Source organism: Agrobacterium larrymoorei, from assembly GCF_005145045.1.
Lineage (GTDB): Bacteria > Pseudomonadota > Alphaproteobacteria > Rhizobiales > Rhizobiaceae > Agrobacterium > Agrobacterium larrymoorei.
This window is the reverse complement of the sequence record NZ_CP039691.1, coordinates 701441-719599: the sequence shown is the minus strand read 5'-3', so window position 1 is coordinate 719599 and position 18159 is coordinate 701441. Positions and strand designations below refer to the sequence as shown.

14 protein-coding genes and 2 pseudogenes are annotated in these 18159 nt (G+C 58.0%); 8 read left to right on the top strand and 8 right to left on the bottom strand.

Annotated elements, in window-relative coordinates:
• Both CFBP5473_RS03280 and CFBP5473_RS03275 read left to right on the top strand, forming a co-directional pair.
• Window positions 1-1032: a peptidoglycan -binding protein gene (locus CFBP5473_RS03280; protein ID WP_027675582.1), complete on the top strand. Its 1032-nt coding sequence runs from the start codon at window positions 1-3 to the stop codon at window positions 1030-1032.
• A gap of 69 nt (window positions 1033-1101) precedes the next feature.
• Window positions 1102-1665, top strand: a complete 564-nt coding sequence (locus CFBP5473_RS03275) for a hypothetical protein (protein WP_027675581.1) — start codon at window positions 1102-1104, stop codon at window positions 1663-1665.
• A gap of 44 nt (window positions 1666-1709) precedes the next feature.
• Here CFBP5473_RS03275 and CFBP5473_RS03270 read toward each other — a convergent pair whose 3' ends face one another.
• The 3 genes from CFBP5473_RS03270 to CFBP5473_RS03260 form a co-directional block, all read right to left on the bottom strand.
• A complete protein-coding gene (locus tag CFBP5473_RS03270; protein WP_106389399.1) occupies window positions 1710-1967 on the bottom strand; it encodes a DUF2312 domain-containing protein in 258 nt (85 codons plus the stop codon).
• A gap of 144 nt (window positions 1968-2111) precedes the next feature.
• Window positions 2112-2417, bottom strand: a complete 306-nt coding sequence (locus CFBP5473_RS03265) for a DUF1244 domain-containing protein (RefSeq protein ID WP_027675579.1) — start codon at window positions 2415-2417, stop codon at window positions 2112-2114.
• A gap of 12 nt (window positions 2418-2429) precedes the next feature.
• Window positions 2430-3221, bottom strand: coding sequence for an N-formylglutamate amidohydrolase (locus CFBP5473_RS03260; protein ID WP_027675578.1), 792 nt, complete (start codon window positions 3219-3221; stop codon window positions 2430-2432).
• Window positions 3222-3414: 193 nt separating this feature from the next.
• Here CFBP5473_RS03260 and CFBP5473_RS03255 point away from each other — a divergent pair, with 193 nt between their 5' ends.
• Both CFBP5473_RS03255 and pyk read left to right on the top strand, forming a co-directional pair.
• On the top strand, window positions 3415-3897 hold the full coding sequence (locus tag CFBP5473_RS03255; protein ID WP_027675577.1) for a DUF1036 domain-containing protein: 483 nt from the start codon (window positions 3415-3417) through the stop codon (window positions 3895-3897).
• Window positions 3897-5336 (top strand): pyruvate kinase, encoded by a 1440-nt coding sequence (gene pyk, locus CFBP5473_RS03250; protein ID WP_027675576.1) that lies wholly within the window; start codon window positions 3897-3899, stop codon window positions 5334-5336. The genes CFBP5473_RS03255 and pyk overlap by 1 nt, the downstream gene beginning before the upstream one ends.
• A 103-nt stretch (window positions 5337-5439) precedes the next feature.
• On the opposite strand, the gene CFBP5473_RS03245 is transcribed toward pyk, so the two are convergent.
• The 4 genes and pseudogenes from CFBP5473_RS03245 to CFBP5473_RS03235 form a co-directional block, all read right to left on the bottom strand.
• Window positions 5440-7647 (bottom strand): hypothetical protein, encoded by a 2208-nt coding sequence (locus tag CFBP5473_RS03245; protein ID WP_051441281.1) that lies wholly within the window; start codon window positions 7645-7647, stop codon window positions 5440-5442.
• A gap of 471 nt (window positions 7648-8118) precedes the next feature.
• Window positions 8119-10005: a peptidoglycan L,D-endopeptidase MepK gene (locus CFBP5473_RS03240; protein WP_027675575.1), complete on the bottom strand. Its 1887-nt coding sequence runs from the start codon at window positions 10003-10005 to the stop codon at window positions 8119-8121.
• 207 nt (window positions 10006-10212) lie between these two features.
• A pseudogene (locus CFBP5473_RS25685) lies at window positions 10213-10413 on the bottom strand (helix-turn-helix domain-containing protein); the annotation flags it as partial.
• 176 nt (window positions 10414-10589) lie between these two features.
• Window positions 10590-11778, bottom strand: a pseudogene (locus CFBP5473_RS03235) (sigma-54-dependent transcriptional regulator); the annotation flags it as partial.
• Window positions 11779-11946: 168 nt separating this feature from the next.
• Here CFBP5473_RS03235 and CFBP5473_RS03230 point away from each other — a divergent pair.
• Entirely contained in the window at window positions 11947-13797 is a 1851-nt protein-coding gene (locus CFBP5473_RS03230; RefSeq protein ID WP_027675573.1) for a M3 family oligoendopeptidase, read from the top strand.
• Between the two features lie 102 nt (window positions 13798-13899).
• Window positions 13900-14535 (top strand): aminotransferase class IV family protein, encoded by a 636-nt coding sequence (locus CFBP5473_RS03225; protein ID WP_027675572.1) that lies wholly within the window; start codon window positions 13900-13902, stop codon window positions 14533-14535.
• 309 nt (window positions 14536-14844) lie between these two features.
• Here CFBP5473_RS03225 and CFBP5473_RS03220 read toward each other — a convergent pair whose 3' ends face one another.
• A complete protein-coding gene (locus CFBP5473_RS03220; protein WP_027675571.1) occupies window positions 14845-15753 on the bottom strand; it encodes a sensor domain-containing diguanylate cyclase in 909 nt (302 codons plus the stop codon).
• Between the two features lie 248 nt (window positions 15754-16001).
• On the opposite strand from CFBP5473_RS03220, the gene CFBP5473_RS03215 reads away from it, so the two are divergent.
• Both CFBP5473_RS03215 and omp10 read left to right on the top strand, forming a co-directional pair.
• The gene (locus CFBP5473_RS03215) at window positions 16002-17447 is read left to right on the top strand and encodes a homospermidine synthase (RefSeq protein WP_027675570.1); all 1446 of its coding nucleotides are present in this window, start codon (window positions 16002-16004) and stop codon (window positions 17445-17447) included.
• Between the two features lie 156 nt (window positions 17448-17603).
• The gene (gene omp10, locus CFBP5473_RS03210) at window positions 17604-17972 is read left to right on the top strand and encodes an outer membrane lipoprotein Omp10 (RefSeq protein ID WP_027675569.1); all 369 of its coding nucleotides are present in this window, start codon (window positions 17604-17606) and stop codon (window positions 17970-17972) included.
• The last annotated feature ends 187 nt before the right edge of the window (window positions 17973-18159 follow it).

The window sequence follows — 18159 nt, the reverse complement described above, 5'->3', positions numbered from 1 at the left end:
ATGGCGCTTGCGCGCAACCGCCGTCGGGACCGCGGTGTCGATTACTGGCCGGGCTTTGTCGATGCGCTATCGACGCTGCTCATGGCCATTATGTTCCTGCTCACGGTTTTCGTGCTGGCACAGTTCGTTCTTTCGCGCGAAATTTCCGGCAAGGACGAAGTGCTGACGCGCCTCAACAACCAGATTGCCGAGTTGACGGAGCTTCTGGCGCTGGAAAAGGGCAGCAAGCAGGATATCGAGGATACGCTTGCCAACCTGCAATCCACGCTCGCGGCGTCCGAAAGCGAACGCTCGCGTCTCCAGTCGCTTCTGGATGCCGGGGCAGGCAACAATTCCGCCGCCAATTCCCGCGTGGGCGAGCTTTCGGGGGAGTTGGAAGATGCGCGACAGGCGGGTGCCCGCGCCTCTGCGCAGATCGAACTTCTCAATCAGCAGATCGCTGCTCTCAGAGCCCAGATTGCTTCCGTCGAGGCCGCACTTCAGGCATCCGAAGCGAAGGACGCTTCGTCACAGGTCAAGATCGCTGATCTCGGACGCCGCCTCAATGTTGCGCTGGCGCAGCGCGTGCAGGAACTCAATCGCTATCGCTCCGACTTCTTCGGTCGCCTGCGTGAAATCCTCTCGGACCGGGAAAACATCCGCATTGTCGGCGACCGTTTCGTGTTCCAGTCCGAAGTGCTCTTCCCCTCCGGCGGCAACGATCTCAACGCTGAAGGTCAGGCCGAAATGGCCAAGCTTGCCACGGCACTGATCGATCTCGCCAAGGAAATTCCTGCCGAAATCAACTGGGTGCTGCGCGTGGATGGACACACGGACAATGTCCAGCTTTCCGGCTCCGGCCGCTTCCGCGACAACTGGGAACTCTCTTCTGCCCGCGCCACCTCGGTCGTAAAATTCCTCATCTCCAAAGGCGTCCCCGCCAACCGCCTCGTCGCCGCAGGCTTCGGGGAATACCAGCCACTGGCAGAAGGCGACACGCCGGAAGCCCGCTCACAGAACCGCCGTATCGAGCTGAAGCTGACGGAGAGGTGAGACAGATCCCTTTACGTTCAGAGGTCATCAAGACGTGTAGGGTCATGCTTATTTTGTGGATCGAAATTAATGAAAAGCGACAAGGTCAAAGCAACTGAAAACGCCTTGAAATTTATAGGCAACAATCCAAGCTTTGACATAGCAGAGTTTATCGATCGAATTTCGATTAAAGAAGATTGGGCTAAGATCGTTGTAGCTCATATCTATCTGGATCACATCGTTACTTCGCTGTTGAAGAGTAAGCTACCTCATCCTGACGAGTATCTCGACAAACGGGGCTTTTCTGAAAAATTAGTCCTTTCTCAATCTATGGGATATCTACGCGGGGATTTCGGCATAGTTCTGAGAAAAATAAATACGTCTCGTAATAAATTCGCACACGAGTTGTCATTTGACGTCTCGGATGCAGAAAAACGTGATCTGTTCCGCACTCTCACGACAGAACGACCGATATCCGATGTGACGCAGGCAGGTGGATTTGAAGAGTTTCTGATAACGGTGGTGATATTCGCAGAGGTCTCTCGAGTAGCGGAGCAACGTCGCGGAGAGATTTCGGAAGAACAAAACTATGTCACAGGAAAGATTATGGAGATATTGATCGCTCAAAAAGGCAAGTACGGGAGCGAAGAATAGGGGAGAGTTGCGGATCATGATACCCGATCCGCAACGAGCTATCATCACTCCATGCCGAGCGCAGCCATATAGGTCTGCAAGATCGTCTCTTCCTCGATGCGCTCGTTAGCATCCTTCTTGCGCAGACGGATGATGGTGCGGATCGCCTTTGTGTCGTAACCACGACCCTTGGCTTCGCCCATGACATCCTTGATATCACCCTGAATCGCGGCCTTTTCTTCTTCAAGGCGTTCGATACGCTCGATAATCTGACGCAGTTCGGCGGCGGCTACGGTTTCGGTGGTTGCTGTGTCGTCCATCATTATATCCTTTGTGCTGTCGGCTTTCTTTCAAGCCTTATCCCATCTGGCGATCTCTCGCCTCGCCGCTTTTCATGCGGCCAAAAATCTGAGCTGTGAACTGCCCGCCTGCGGGCCTCACGTCAAGCCCATTCGACAGGACTGGCTTTATTCCTTCGGGCGGTTCAGTTCGAATGCGGCTTTCTGCGCATCGCTCGCTTCGCCCTGATGCAGGCGTTTCCAGTCTTCGTAGGGCATGCCGTAGACGATTTCACGGGCCTCGTCCTTGCTGATCGGCGTGCCCGCGTCCTTCGCTGCATCCGCATACCAGTTGGACAGGCAGTTGCGGCAAAAGCCTGCGAGGTTCATCATGTCGATGTTCTGGACATCGGCCCTTTCGCGCAGATGCTTCACCAGCCTGCGGAAGGCTGCGGCCTCGAATTCCGTTTTCTGGCGGTCGTCAAGTTCGCTCATCTCGCTCTCCATCTATCCGTAAGGTCCCGTCCGCGAGGCGAACTGTTGATATTCGTGCAGCGTGGGATCATCGTTCATTGCGGCGAAAATGGGAGCGAGCCGTGCGGCCCAGCCCTCGATTCCGGCCTCGTCCCCGATCAAATCCTGCCGAACCTCCAGAAGCGCGTGCGCAATGCCCTTCAGCATGCAGTGGCGATACATGGTGTCGCCCTTCAGCGCGCCGTCATAGGGTTCATTGTCGCCCACCACGATATCGCCGCTCGCGCGCAGATGGGCAATCAGCGGATGCACGGCGCGATGATCCGTATCCCACAGCACAGCCGCATGCCACGGACGCGGCACGGTCTTCCAGAAAGGCGTGTAGGAATGGAGCGAGAAGATGAGTGGCGCTCTGCCGGACTGGGTCGCCGCTTTCTGCAACACGCCATCCACAGCATTGTGATAGGGCCGGTGATAGCGGTTCAGCCGACTATCCCATTCTTCCTGCGTCATCGGATGATTGCCGGGCACGATGGCGCCATCGGAAATCTTCATGATCAGCGTGGGGTCATCCTCCCCGCGATTGGGATCGATCAGCAGGCGGGAGAACCGCCCCATCACCGCTGGCACGCCAAGACGCGCGGCAAGTTTGCGTGTCAAACCTTCGATACCGATGTCATAAGCAATATGGCGCTGAAAAGCGGTTTGCGGTAGACCGAGATTGCCGTAAGCTGGTGGAAGAAGGTTCATGGCGTGGTCTGCAATGAGAACCATGCCTTTGTCATAATCGCCTTCTATGATTTCGTATGGCTGGAAGTCTGACATATTGGATTTCTAAGGCCGATAAGGGAGAGACGCTTGATGGCATGGCTCGACGCCACGCGCAAGTTTGGAACGACAAACAGCCATCGACAGCACCGCACACGGGATCCGACCAAAAATATAATCGATTGAAGTCGCGTTGACATTCTTGGGCGTCCGCGCCAAGAAGTGTTTTCATTATAACCATGGAATCCGGATGGAAGCCGTGACACAGACATTCTCCGCTCTCCTTGAAAAGCACCGGCGCGCGATCCGCTTTCTTTCCGCAGCCGCCGTTTTAAGCTCTCCCCTCTTCATCGCCCAGCCTGCGCTGGCGGACTTCCGTGTCTGCAACAGCACGCAGAATCTCGTCGGCGTGGCCATCGGCTATCGCGCGCAGGACGGTTGGATCAGTGAAGGCTGGTGGCAGGTGCCCGCCTCCACATGCGCCACCCTGATCGAGGGTGAGCTGCAATCACGCTATTATTACCTCTACGCCGAAGATGCCGCCCGTGGCGGTCGCTGGACCGGCGACGTCAACATGTGCGTCGCGGAAAACGAGTTCAAGATCACCGGCGTCGATGATTGCTATGCCCGTAGTTTCCAGAGAATGGGATTCAAGGAATACGATACGGGCCGACAGGGAAGCTGGATGGTCCAGCTTTCGGACACGCCAGGCACACAGGAAAGTCAGAACTGATGAAGCGTAATCGCAAAGTCAAAATCCTTGCAACTCTCGGCCCCGCTTCCGCAGAAGAGGCGATGATCGAGAAGCTCCATCTCGCCGGTGCCGATCTGTTCCGTATCAACATGAGCCATGCCAGCCATGACGTGATGCGCACGCTCATCCAGCGCATCCGCTCCGTGGAAAGCCGCAATGGCCGGCCAATCGGCATTCTGGCCGACCTGCAGGGCCCGAAGCTGCGCGTCGGCAAGTTTGCGGACACCAAGGTTGATCTCGCGCCCGGCCAGACCTTTACGCTGGACAACAACGAAGCCCCCGGCGACAAGAACCGCGTTTTCCTGCCGCATCCGGAAATTCTGGAAGCCGTGAAGCCGGGCGACCGCCTGCTGATCGACGATGGCAAGCTGCATTTGCGCGCTGAAAAATGCGATGGCAAGAGCATCGTTACGACCGTCGTTTCCGGCACCAAAATTTCCGACCGCAAGGGCATCAGCCTGCCTGATACGCTGCTGGGCGTAGGCGTTCTGACGGATAAGGACCGCGCCGATCTGGACGCCGTTCTGGCCACCGAAGAAGTGGATTGGGTCGCCCTGTCCTTCGTGCAGCGCCCGGAAGATCTGGCCGAAGTGCGCAAGATCGCGCGTGGCCGCGTCGGCCTGATGTCGAAGATCGAAAAGCCGCAGGCTGTGGAACGCATCGAGGAAATCATCGAGCTTTCCGATGCGCTGATGGTGGCCCGTGGTGACCTTGGCGTGGAAATGCCGCTGGAATCCGTTCCCGGCATCCAGAAGCAGCTCACCCGCGCCTGCCGCCGTGCTGGCAAGCCGGTCGTCGTTGCGACGCAGATGCTGGAATCGATGATTTCCGCACCGGTTCCGACCCGCGCCGAAGTCTCCGACGTTGCGACCGCCGTGTTTGAAGGCGCGGACGCAATCATGCTCTCTGCCGAATCCGCATCGGGCGATTACCCGGTCGAAGCCGTGTCTACCATGGCATCGATTGCGCATACTGTGGAACAGGATCCGCATTATTCCAGCATCATCTACGCGCAGCGCGCACAGCCGGAAGCAACCGGTGCGGACGCGATTTCGCTGGCCGCACGCCAGATCGCCGAGACGCTGCGCCTGTCTGCCATCGTCACCTACACATCGTCCGGCACGACCGGCCTTCGCGCCGCGCGTGAACGCCCGCAGGTTCCGATCATTGCGCTGTCGCCGATCATCCAGACGGCACGCCGCCTGTCGGTTGTGTGGGGCCTGCACTGTGTGGTCACGGGCGATGCGAGCGATCTTGACGACATGGTCAACCGCGCCTGCCGCATCGTCGTGGGCGAAGGCTTCGGCAACCCCGGCGACCGCATCATCATCTCCGCAGGCGTGCCGCTTGGAACGCCGGGTGCGACCAACATGGTTCGCATCGCCTATATCGGCTCGGATGGTCAGAGCGGGATGTAATATCAAGGCAGGGAACGGCGGTGTCGTTTCTATGCCAGCGAATAAACAAAAAGCGCGGGTCCGACCCGCGCTTTTTGTTTTCGTGATTAATTTGGCTGTCCCGTCAATTGTTCTGATAGGCAGCGATAACCGTGTTCACTTGAGCGGAACTCATGGACTGCACCTGAGCCTTGGTGAAAGATGCGAGCTTTTCGCCCGAGAGACCTGAAAGCGCCGATGTCGTCAACCCCGAGATCGCGCTCTTACTGATCGAGGCAATCTCACTCGTGGTGAAACTATCGAGTTCCTCGGCAGACAGGGTGGCGGTTAGTTTGGCGCTGAGGGCGGAAATCTGCGTCGCGCTCAAGGCTTCGATATTGTCTTCGTCAAGCGCATCAAATTGGGCCGTCGAGAGCGATGCGATCTGCTTCGACGTCATCGCCTTCAGCCTGTCTTCGTCCAGATTGGCCATGACCGATGTGGACAAGCTCGAAATCTGCTTCACCGTGAGAGAGCTGAACTGATCGTTCGTGAGCGCGGAGAACTGATCCGGCGTCAACGCGGTTATCTGAGCGGCTGAAAGAGACGCGATCTGACTGGTTGTCATAACGGCAACCTTGTCAGGATCGAGCCCTGCCAGTGCCGTCGTCGTCAGGCCGGACAAAGAGGTCTTTTTGATCGCGGCAATTTCCGTATCGCTGAAGCTGTTCAGTTCGGCAGCCGTCAAAGTCGATAGAAGCTTCGCGCTCAGCCCTGCCACCTGAGTATCCGTCAACGCCTCTATGCTGCCAGCATTCAGAGACGCGAACTGGTCGGTGGAGAATGCCGAGAGCTGCTTGGTTGTCAGCGCTTCCAGCTGCTCTCCATTGAGATTGGTGATGGTAGCAGTGGAAAGCCCTGCGATTTGCTTCGCCGACATAGCGCTGAACTGTTCGGGCGTGAGCGCGGCAAGCTGGGAAGATGTCAGCGCCCCCATTTGTGCGGAGGTCAGAGAGGCAATTTGCGAGGTGGTGAAAGATGCGATCTTTCCAACCGAAAGACCGGCAATTGCGTCCGTGGTGATACCGGACACCGACGCCTTCTTGATGGAAGCGATTTCGCTGTCAGTGAAGCTGTTGAGCTCAGTGGCGGAAAGCGTTGCAAGCTGTTTCGCACTCAGGCCCGCAACCTGAGCTTCATTCAACGCCGCGATAGAGTCCGAACTCAATGCATCGAATTGCGCCGTGGAGAAGGCTGAAAGCTGACGCGTCGTCATGGCTTCCAGCTTGGCGCCGGACATGTTTGCCAATGTGTCGGTCGCCAGGCCCGCAATCTGCTTTGCCGTCATGGAGCCGAACTGTGCAGAAGTCAGCGAGGAAAGCTGTGACGACGTCAGAGCCGCCATCTGAATGGAACTGAGGGAAGCCATCTGGCTGGTCGTGAGGGCAGCAATCCGGTCCGTCGTCAGGCCCGCAAGTGCTGTCGTCGTGATCGATGATATCGACGTCTTCTTGATTGCAGCGATCTCAGCAGTTGTAAATGTGTTGAGCTCGTCAGCAGATAGCGTAGCAACCTGTTTCGCGTTCAGCGCAGAAACCTGATCGGCGTTCAGCGCTTCCAGATTGGCGGTACCGATGGCTTCAAACTGCTCCGTCGTCAGGCCTGCGATCTGCTTGGTCGTCATAGCCGCAAACTGGGTCGTTGTGAGATCGCCGATAATGTCTTCATCCAGACCGGCAATCTGTCGTGCCGAGAGAGCAGCGAACTGCGCGCCCGTCAAAGACGAAAACTGCTCATTGGTCAGAGCTGCCATCTGGCTTGATGACAGCGACGTAATCTGCGCCGTGGTCAGCGCTGCAAGCTTGTCCGTATCAAGCTCTGCAAGCACGGCAGGAGAAATACCGGAAAGAGATGTCTTCTTGATCGAGGCGATTTCTGCCGTCGTGAAGCTGTTCAGGTCTTCCGCGGACAAGACCGCAAGCTGCTTGGAAGTCAGCGCCGAGACCTGTTTGCTGTCAAGCGCCTCGATCTGCTCATCAGAGAATGCATCGATCTGGCTCGTATAAAGGGCGGTAACCTGTTGCGTCGTCAGACCCGACACCTGATTGGTACCGATGGCTTCGAGCTGGCTGAGAGTAAGACCCGTAACGGACTTTGGTGCCAGCTGGCTGATGACCTGCGTGCTGAGCGATGAAATGACCGAATTGCCCATCGCGCTGACTTGCGTCGACGTGAAGGCCTTGACCTGTGCTGCGCTCAATCCCACCAGATCGTCGCTTGTCAGCGCCTCGATCTGCGTGTTGGAGAGCTGGGAGATCTGCCGGGCAGAAATATTGGCAAGTACAGAAGTCATAGGCGGGCGCCACCGTCATTTGAACTACAGTCTGCCAGCGATTCACAATCAGTGCGGACGCGCGTTAGCACATCCACTCCGGCGAATTATTCACCATATTGCGGGCGTGCTGATGAGCCGAATGGCAACAATCACACGCCGTTACGCCGACAACGAAAACAGGAGAACATGGCTCGAAGGAGCCGGCGCATTGAAAGGCATCATGCGATCAGGGATACAACCCTGCCTTTGCGCGAATATACAAAATAAGCTTCACAGACTGCAGTCTAAAAAACAATACAGTGACCGCAGTGACTACACTATATGCTTTCTCAAAGTATCAACCATGTGTTGCCGCGTCAAGCAACAAGTTGAACACGAGCACGTGTTCAGACACGGCCAAACCTCTAAATACCTTAAGAAAAAAGCCGCGACCCTCTACCAAGGTTCGCGGCTTCAACAATTTCAAACCCTTATCAGGCCCTTGAAACCTCAAGGCATCTTGATCGGTGTGCTGAAACGGCTCGAATCAATGGCTGCTGCGCCGGGGCGGAAGCTGGCGGTGGCAGCGGAGGCGGACATGTCGTGGCTCAACATACGGTTGTTGACGACGCGGGGTGCCTTGACCGAACGACCGGTTGCGCCCTTGCTCTGGCTCAGAGCCCAATCGGAAATCGCTTCCTGCGTCAGACGTCCACCACCGACCATGGCCTGATGGGAAACGGCTGCGTCCTTTTTGCTGGGGCGACCGCCCTTGGCGGGCAGACCTGCGCTGAGGCCGCCATTATTGACCACAGGCTTCGGATCGAAATCATCACCGAAACCGTCATTCCTGGCGGAATGGCGAGGTTCGAGGCTGGCGATCTCGCGGGTGGGCTCTGCCGCCTGCTTCGGTGCCGCATAGGCGGAAGCAGCCGTCGGGAAAGCCGCCGCAGTCGGCATGGCCGTTGCGGTGATTGCGGAACGGGCCTTCTGTCCGCTCTGCTCCAGCGCGGCAACCACGACAGGCGAAAGTGCTGCCTGGTTGTCAGCCTCGTCATCCTGACCTTCCACATCCGCGCTGGCAGATGCCAGAAGCGCTTCGGCAACGGCTGGACGGTTGGCTGGAACCGGCACATGGGCAACCAGCGCATCGGCAGGCGCATTTTCAGGATCGAGCGACGCCGTCATGACGGAGCCTTGCGCATCGCCACGCATGTTGCGCGGACCGAGAAGGGTCGGAACCGGCACGGAAACCTGCGCCAGATCGGCAAACTGCTGTTCTGCCGGGGCAGAGGTCGGCGTCGGTGTCGTTGCTGCCTGAAGCGCATCCTGCGCAGCGTTGCGACCCGGCGAATAGAGTGCGGTAGCAAGCGCTGTAGAGCCTTCCTGGCCACGGAATGCCGGGCGTGCCGTGGGCAGCGGAGCATCGCTTACGCCGGGCAGCGGCTGTGCGGAGGCAACGGCAACCGGCGCTTCTTCCGGCTCCTGAGCCACAGGGGCAGGTGCGGAAGGACGGCCAGCGGGTTCTGGCGCTGCAATGCCTTCGGCATCTTCATCCTCGTCCCCGCCACCGAAGAGAGCTGCAAGCAGCGTCTTGCGCTTGCCGCCCGAAGACGACGAGGCCGGGCCGGAACCGGCAGTGCTGGCAACCTGAATGGAGGAAGAGCTGACGCGCTTCTTGTAATCTGCCAGAGCCTGGTCGTAGCCCGGCAGCGGCTTGCCATCGGCAGGCAGGTGAATGGTGTTGCCATTCGGGAAAATGCGAACCAGTTCCTGACGGCTCATGCGCGGCCATGCGCGAACATTGCCGACATCGAGATGGACGAAAGGAGAACCGGATGTGGGATAGAAGCCGACGCCGCCGATCTGCATCTGCATGGCGATTTCACGCAGGCGGGAAAGCTTCACGCCCGGAATATAGAAATCCATGGCTTTGCCAAGCGTATGCTGGCTGCTCTTTGCCACACCCTTGGTGCGCGAACGCAGCATGCCGTTGGTTTCAGGCGAGCGGAAAGCGGAAACGACGTTGATATAATCCGTAGCGCCGGAGCGGCGATAGACTTCCCACACCAGATCGAACAGGCGCGGGTCCATCTTGGTCGGCTGGTTGCGACGCCAGTCGCGCAGGAAACGGTTCATTTCCTGAAGACCCTTGGCGTCGTACTTGCCGTTTCTCTTGAATGTGATGACGGCTTTTTCGCGAGTGTGGATATAATACAGCTTCAAACTGCGCGTTTCGGCGGCAGCTTCCGTCGCCGAAACTCCAAGAACGGGCATTGCGGCCAGCATCAGGCACGCGACGGTAACAGCGCGCGCCGACAGCTTCGTGCATATATCTTTGATCAAGCCGCGCGCAGACTTGCCCGAATGCGCGTTATTCCGATTCAGATATGGCAATGTGATCCCCGCCTGGCAGACAATTTTGTCAGTATTGTCCCAATGAACCTCAATTACGGTGACACGATGGCAAATTTGCCACACATATTCAACCTTCCTCTATATAGTGAACAGGTGACTAACAAGAGGTTTATAGACCGTAAGTGAATATCCTTGCCCAGGAGTTAACAAAAACGTAGTTCGCTAATTTACGGGGACACTGCGCAATCACGCCGCATCGCGCAGCGGATCGTCAGGATCAATGCCATAATCCTTCAACTTTCGGTATAGTGTCGAGCGCCCGATGCCGAGTTTCCGCGCCACCTGGCTCATCTGCCCGCGGTAGAAGCGCAGCGCAAAACGGATCAGTTCCTCTTCAATTTCTGCGATCTTGCGGACATTTCCACTTTCATCCGTGCTGGCAATGAGGCTGCCGCCCGGGAAAACACCTTCGGGCATGTGCTCCTCCTCACTTGCCATGGCCTCCATAACCGACATGATCTCGGCTGCGGAATTTCTGCTTTCCACCGATGGCGGTGGAGCAACGAGAAGCGAACGTTCGGTCGGGCGATGAAGCGCCTCGCGCTCATCCAGATCGCCTGCAAATTCCGGCACCTGAAGCGCGATCTGCGGAAAATCCGAATCCGTCAACTCATCGCCCTGAGCCAGAACCACGGCACGGAAGACGGCATTTTCCAGCTGGCGAATATTGCCCGGCCAGTCATAGGCCGTCAGCAGCGCAAGCGCATCGGCGCTGACACCGAGCGGATGCGGCAGCTTCTGCTCCAGCGAAAAGCGCTCGGCAAAAACCCGGGCCAGATAGGGAATGTCTTCCTTGCGGCGGCGCAGGGCGGGAATGGTGATGGGGAAAACGTTGAGGCGATAATAGAGGTCTTCGCGGAAGCGACCTTCCTTCACCTCGTCGATGAGGTTCTTGTTGGTGGCCGAAATCAGCCGCACATTGACCTTCTGCACCCTGGTCGAGCCTACGGTTTCGATCTCGCCCTGTTGCACGGCGCGCAGGAGCTTGACCTGCACCTCGAGCGGCAGATCGCCGATCTCATCCAGGAAAAGCGTACCGCCATCGGCCTCCATGAATTTGCCGACATGCTTTTCGGTCGCGCCGGTAAAAGCACCCTTTTCATGGCCGAAGAGGATGCTTTCCACCAGATTATGCGGAATGGCACCGCAATTGACGGTGATGAACGGCTTGCCCGCGCGGTCTCCACCCGACTGGATGGCACGCGCGATCATTTCCTTGCCGACACCGGATTCGCCTTCCAGAACGACCGGAATGTTGGACTGCGCCGCGCGCTGCGCCAGTTCGATGACGCGCAGCATGGCCGGGCTTGCCGATACGATATCGCTGAAACCGACCGCGTGATTGCGCGAGCGGCGACCCGTGCGGGCCTTCGCCTCGCGCTGGTCCAGCTTCAGGGCGTTGGCAATGGCCGTGCCGATACGTTCCGGCGAGACCGGCTTGACGACGAAATCGAAGGCGCCTGCGCGCATGGCCTGCACCACGGTATCGATGCCGCCCTGCCCCGTCTGTACGATGACGGGCACGTCGGTTCCCAGTTCACCGACGGCTTTCAAGAAAGAAAGGCCGTCCATCTCTGGCATCATCAGATCCAGCACGACGACGCTGATGTCTCCGCTGTGCTGCTTGAGCAATTCCAGCCCCGCCTTGCCATGTTCGGCAAGCAGCGGCTGGTGTCCATACCGTTCCACGGCGTTCTTAAGCAGGCGGCGCTGAACGGGATCGTCATCGATAACGAGAACTTGCGCGGTCATTTTAGGCTCCGGTTTCCGGTTTATGAACCTGCTTCATGCAGACCCTTTGAGCCGAATGTGACATGCAAGCCTTGAACATCCAGTTTTGAGAATTGCTTGCATTTTAAGCATTGCCGCGAGAAACAGAGGCACCATATGCTTGGCTACAGACAAATAAGGACGCGTCCCATGACCTTCACGACATCGACCTCCAAGCCCGCCTTTTCCCCCGCAGAAGGAGCCAGTGCCGCACTCGGCGATCTGCCGGTGTGGAAGCTCTCCGATCTATACCCTTCCGCAGACTCCGCCGAATATAAGGGCGACCTGCAAAAGGCGGACAGCCAGGCACAGGCTTTCGAGGCGAAGTGGAAGGGCAAGCTGGAAGCGGCAGCGAAGCTTTCAGGCGATGCGGGCATCGGCGCGGCGGTGAAGGACTACGAGGCGCTGGACGATATTCTCGGTCGCATCGGCTCCTTTGCCGGGCTTACCTATTTTTCCGATACGTCCAACCCGGCCAATGGCAAGCTCTATGGCGATGCACAGGCGAAGCTGACCGATATCGCCTCCCACCTTCTGTTCTTTCCGCTGGAACTGAACCGCATCGAGGATGCGCTGATCGAAGCCAGCATCGAGAACGATCCCCTGGCCGCCCATTACGAGCCCTGGCTGATCGATCTGCGCAAGGACAAGCCGCACCAGCTGGATGACCAGCTTGAGCAGCTGTTTCTGGAAAAATCCATGACCAGCGCTGCGGCCTTCAACCGCCTTTTCGATGAGACGATGACCGATCTTCGCTTCGAGATCGATGGCGAGAGCCTGCCGCTTGAGCCGACGCTGAACATGCTTCAGGAGCCGGACCCGGAGACCCGCAAAAAGGCGGCGGAAGCGCTGAGCGCCACCTTCAAGGATAATCTTCGTGTCTTCACGCTGATCACCAACACGCTGGCGAAGGACAAGGAAATTGCCGACCGCTGGCGCAAGTTCGAGGACATTGCCGACAGCCGCCATCTGGCAAACCGGGTGGAACGCGAGGTTGTCGATGCGCTGGCGGCAGCCGTGCGCGATGCCTATCCGCGCCTTTCCCACCGCTATTACCAGATGAAGGCGAAGTGGCTGGGCATGGAGCAGATGAATTACTGGGACCGCAATGCGCCCCTGCCCGATACCTCCAACGCCATTATTCCGTGGGATGAGGCGAAAGATACGGTGCTATCAGCCTATGGCGCCTTTGCGCCGGAAATGGCCGATATCGCCCGCCGCTTCTTCGATGAAGAGTGGATCGATGCCCCTGCCCGCCCCGGCAAGGCGCCGGGCGCCTTTGCGCATCCAACCGTGCCCTCCGCGCATCCCTATGTTCTGGTCAATTACCTCGGCAAGCCGCGCGACGTGATGACGCTTGCGCATGAACTCGGCCACGGCGTCCATCAGGTTCTGGCTGGTGAGCAGGGCGCGTTGATGTGCGCAACACCGCTGACTCTTGCCGAAACGGCCTCCGTCTTCGGAGAGATGCTGACGTTCCGCAAGCTGCTGGAATCCACCGAAGATAAACGCGAGCGCAAGGCCATGCTGGCGCGCAAGGTGGAGGACATGATCAATACGGTCGTGCGCCAGATCGCCTTCTACGAATTCGAGCGCAAGGTGCACACTGCCCGCAAGGAGGGTGAGTTGACTGCCGAACAGATCGGCGAGCTATGGCTTTCCGTGCAATCCGAGAGCCTTGGCCCGGCGATCAGGATTTCGGAAGGTTACGAGACCTGGTGGACCTACGTGCCCCACTTCATCCACTCGCCCTTCTACGTCTATGCTTACGCCTTCGGCGACTGCCTGGTGAACTCGCTTTACGCGGTCTACCAGAATGCCGAGGCCGGTTTTCAGGATAAATACTTCGAACTCTTGAAGGCTGGCGGCACCAAGCATCACTCGGAACTGCTCAAGCCCTTCGGACTGGATGCGACCGATCCTTCTTTCTGGAGCAAGGGTCTTTCGATGATCGAAGGCTTGATCGATGAGCTGGAGGCGCTGGATCAATCCGGCAAATAAGCGCGGGAATTATCAAAAATCCGGCGACGCTCCTATTTCGGACAAGCTTCGCCGGTTTCTATGCTCACCTTACGTGAATCGGAAGACGGACCGAGTGAGAGCATGAAGCGCAAACCCGCTGATCTGACCCTGAGGGAAACATTGCGTTGGGAGCCGGAAAGCGGCTTTCAACGGCTGGAACAGCACCTGCGCCGCCTGCTGCGGTCTGCCGATGCGCTGGGCTTCCGCTCACCGCAGGACCCCGCCAAGCTGCTCAACACCGCCGTCAGCGGCACCGAGCCGATGACGGTGCGCGTGGTGATGAACTACAAGGGCGAACTGGATGTTTCGGCTGAGCCCTACACGCCGCTTTCGCCGAATGCCGTCTGGCGCGTGAAAATAGCGGAAAAGACCCGCCTCGATTCCAGCGACACCTTCTACCGCCACAAATCCTCCCGCCGCGAGCCCTATGAAGCGGCGCGCGCGGAATTTTCTGAAAAGCAGGCGGACGAGGTGCTGCTGCTGAACGAGCGCGGCGAAATTTGCGAGGGTTCCAGCACCAGCATCTTCGTTGAAGGTCCAGAAGGCCAACTGCTCACACCGCCGCTGGACAGCGGCATCCTTCCCGGCGTGCTGCGCGCAGACCTCATCCGCGAGCGCAAGGCACGCGGACAGGCGCTGAAGCCGGAAGACCTGAAGGGGAAGAAGATTTTCGTTGGGAATTCGCTGCGGGGGCTGGTTGCGGCGGAGTTGGTTTAGGGTGGATTTCCCTCTTCCCTCAATCCTGTGCTTCTGACCTCGGAGCCAAGCAGAAGACTGGCAGGCAGATGTGTACGACCCCATCGCCAAACCCACTGCCGTCATCCTCGGCCTTGAGCCGAGGATCCACACCCATCCACGAAATCAAACGGTTATGGATCCTCGGGTCAAGCCCGAGGATAACGCCGAGGGGATGGAACCGTCACGCTACACAACTCTGCAAACATCGCGGCGACGCCCATCAAATTAAAACAGGACAGCAGTGAGCTTGACCTGAGAGTCTAGTGACGCGCGGCGAGTGGCGAAACCTCACTCCACCAACCACTCAACCCGCGCGCGGCCGTTCTGCTTGGCCAGATAAAGCGCCCTATCCGCCCGGTGGTAGAGATCGTTGCTCGCCTCGCCCGGTCTGTAGAGCGAGATGCCAGCGGAGCAGCTATAGGTGAACTCCGGATCGGCGCCGAAGGGGTGAGACTCGGAGACTTTTTTCAGAACCCGTTCAACGATGCCCACGCATTCATCGAGCGAGGTGCGCGGCATGATCAGCATGAATTCCTCACCGCCGACCCTGCCGAAACAATCCGAGCGGCGGATGGTGGCGTGGGCGATTTTGACGAAATCGCGCAGTACCGCATCACCGGCCTGATGGCCGAAGCGGTCGTTGATGGCTTTGAACAGATCGATATCGATGATGCAGACGCCGAAGGGGCACTCGATGCCATTATTGACATGCTCGATCTGCGCGGCGAGCTTGGCAAAGACGAAGCGACGGTTCGCCGTTCCCGTCAACTCATCCGTCTGGGCGGCGCGCATGGCGATATCGCGATCCTGCCGCAGGCTTCTCTGGTTCTGGCGCAGGGCCGTGATGTCACTGCCGACACACAGCATCCAGCCATCGGTCTGAACCGTTTCCGTCATCCAGATCCAGCGCCCGTCATGCATATCCAGTTCCAGCCCGCGAAAAGGCAGCTTGCCGCGACGTGACTGGGCCGACAACACCCACGCCTCGAAATCCGAAGTCGTGATGATCAGGCCTTCCCGGTTCTGGTAATTGGTGCGGATGATATCGAGCCAGGTGGGAAACGCATCTTCGGCAAGGTGAAAGGCCTCGCGAAACGCCCGGTTTGCATGCCGCAACCGATCTTCCGTATCGTAAAGAGCAATCAGGACTGGAGTGGCATCCTGAAGCGCGACGACGCGCTCGATAAGACTATCCAAATGGTAAGTCTCCTGATGATGACGAAACACGATTGCCCACCCATCCCGGAAGCGTCCATCATGGCCGCTCTATACTGCAACCAATTATATCGCCCCATGTCAAAATTGCGATTAGAAGAAAAGATGCGTCATTCTCAGTAGTTCCGGTTGAGAGATGACGATGTTTCATATCTGCGTCATCTGCTTGCCCTTTATTGTGGCGGCTTAATAATCTAGCTTAGGCATTGCGTTCACAAAGGAAATTGGAAATGACGGAAGCAGCATACCCGATCTACGGGGAGATCACCGGCCCTATCATCATGATCGGTTTTGGCTCCATTGGCCGCGGTACGCTTCCCCTCCTCGAACGGCATTTCAAATTCGACCTATCGAAACTGGTGGTCATCGATCCGCGCGAAGATATCGCCGAGTATCTCGACGGGCGAAACATCCGCCATGTCCGCACGCATCTGACCAAGGACAACTACAAGGACGTTTTAAAACCGCTGATCAAGGGCGTGGAAGGCCGGGGCTTCTGCGTCAACCTGTCGGTGGATGCTTCCTCCGTGGACCTGATGAAGCTGTGCCGCAAATACGGTATGCTCTACATCGACACCGTGGTCGAGCCATGGCCCGGCTTCTATTTCGATGACAAGGCGGATAATTCCGCCCGTACCAATTACATGCTGCGCGAAACCATGCTGAAGCAGAAGCAGAAGCGTCCAGGTGGTACGACGGCGGTTTCCACCTGCGGCGCAAATCCCGGCATGGTCTCCTGGTTCGTCAAGCAGGCGCTCGTCAATCTGGCCAAAGATACCGGCCTTGAGATCGAAGAACCGGCGCAGAACGACCGCAAGGGCTGGGCAAAACTGATGCAGACGCTCGGCGTCAAGGGCATACATGTGGCAGAGCGCGATACGCAGCGCGCCAGAGACCCCAAGCCTTTCGACACATTCTGGAACACATGGTCGGTGGAAGGCTTCATCGCGGAAGGTCTGCAACCCGCCGAACTCGGCTGGGGCAGCCACGAAAAATGGACGCCGAAGAACGCAAAAAAGCACAAGAAGGGCAGCAAGGCCGCCATCTATCTGGAGCAACCGGGTGCCGATACCAAGGTGCGCACCTGGTGCCCCACGCACGGCGCACAATATGGCCTGCTCGTAACCCACAACGAGGCGATCTCGATTGCCGATTACTTCACGGTGCGAGACGAGAACGGCAAAGTCGCCTTCCGCCCCACCTGCCACTATGCCTACCACCCGTGCAACGATGCGGTGCTGTCGCTCTATGAAATGTTCGGCAATGGCGGCAAGGCGCAGGCCACCCAGCATGTGCTGACGGAAGCCGAACTGGTAGACGGTGCCGATGAACTTGGCGTGCTGCTTTATGGACACGCGAAAAATGCCTATTGGTACGGTTCGCGCCTGACGCTGGAACAGGCCCGCAAGCTGGCCCCCGACCAGAATGCGACCGGGCTTCAGGTCAGCTCCGCCGTTCTGGCTGGCATGGTATGGGCTCTTGAAAATTCCGAAGTGGGCATCGTTGAGGCCGACGAGATGGATTACCATCGCTGCCTGGAAATACAGCGCCAATATCTTGGCCCCGTTGAAGGGCACTACACGGACTGGACGCCGCTGGAAGGCCGCCCCGGCTTCTTTGCCGAGGATATAGACCGTGATGACCCATGGCAGTTCCGCAACATTCTGGTGCGCTAAGCGATGACGTTGGGAATGATGCAGATTTGCCACGTCAGGGCTTTTGTAATGCGGGTTGGGAACTGGTGAGTATCGCGGCTCGTTCGCTTGCAATAAATCCAAACTCGCGCCATGGTCATTGACGACGAGAGAACAAGAATCGCAGGAGAAAATGTGATGTACTTCAAGACAAGTGTTGCCATGGTTCTGGCCGCAATTGCCGTTTCTTCCTGCGTATCGGATTCACCTGCTCCGCGCTCCATGCCATCCATGACGCAGCGCCCGGCGGTTGACGGTCGCTGGATTGATCGCAACGGCATCGTCTCCACCTTCCAGAACGGCTCCTTCTCCACCCGTTCCACGGACAGCAACACGCTTCTGGCATCCGGAACTTACGTGTCGATTTCGCCGACGCTCTACGAAATCAACATGACCTCGCTGGTGCGCAACACCCAGTCGCGCGTGAACTGCGCGCTGATTTCGCCCGGCCAGCTGAACTGCACGACCGACACCAACAGCCAGTTCACGCTGACCCGCCAGGGCTGATCCGCAAGGCTGGTCCAGAAGGCCGATTGCTGACAGCAATACTCTCTATTCTCAACGCGCGCGTGCAGCGCGCGTTTTTTATTGCCTGAATATGCCGATGATTCCACTTGCAGCAGATGACGCAAGGTGAAAACATGCGTTCGAATGGCTGTCATAGTTTTGCAGTAGCTGTGGAATGAAGGACGAG

Coding starts and splice junctions, on each gene's coding strand:
- CFBP5473_RS03280 (WP_027675582.1), top strand. CDS start 1: ATGGCGCTTGCGCGCAACCGCCGTCGGGACCGCGGTGTCGATTACTGG.
- CFBP5473_RS03275 (WP_027675581.1), top strand. CDS start 1,102: ATGAAAAGCGACAAGGTCAAAGCAACTGAAAACGCCTTGAAATTTATA.
- CFBP5473_RS03270 (WP_106389399.1), bottom strand. CDS start 1,967: ATGATGGACGACACAGCAACCACCGAAACCGTAGCCGCCGCCGAACTG.
- CFBP5473_RS03265 (WP_027675579.1), bottom strand. CDS start 2,417: ATGAGCGAACTTGACGACCGCCAGAAAACGGAATTCGAGGCCGCAGCC.
- CFBP5473_RS03260 (WP_027675578.1), bottom strand. CDS start 3,221: ATGTCAGACTTCCAGCCATACGAAATCATAGAAGGCGATTATGACAAA.
- CFBP5473_RS03255 (WP_027675577.1), top strand. CDS start 3,415: ATGGAAGCCGTGACACAGACATTCTCCGCTCTCCTTGAAAAGCACCGG.
- pyk (WP_027675576.1), top strand. CDS start 3,897: ATGAAGCGTAATCGCAAAGTCAAAATCCTTGCAACTCTCGGCCCCGCT.
- CFBP5473_RS03245 (WP_051441281.1), bottom strand. CDS start 7,647: ATGACTTCTGTACTTGCCAATATTTCTGCCCGGCAGATCTCCCAGCTC.
- CFBP5473_RS03230 (WP_027675573.1), top strand. CDS start 11,947: ATGACCTTCACGACATCGACCTCCAAGCCCGCCTTTTCCCCCGCAGAA.
- CFBP5473_RS03225 (WP_027675572.1), top strand. CDS start 13,900: ATGAAGCGCAAACCCGCTGATCTGACCCTGAGGGAAACATTGCGTTGG.
- CFBP5473_RS03215 (WP_027675570.1), top strand. CDS start 16,002: ATGACGGAAGCAGCATACCCGATCTACGGGGAGATCACCGGCCCTATC.
- omp10 (WP_027675569.1), top strand. CDS start 17,604: ATGTACTTCAAGACAAGTGTTGCCATGGTTCTGGCCGCAATTGCCGTT.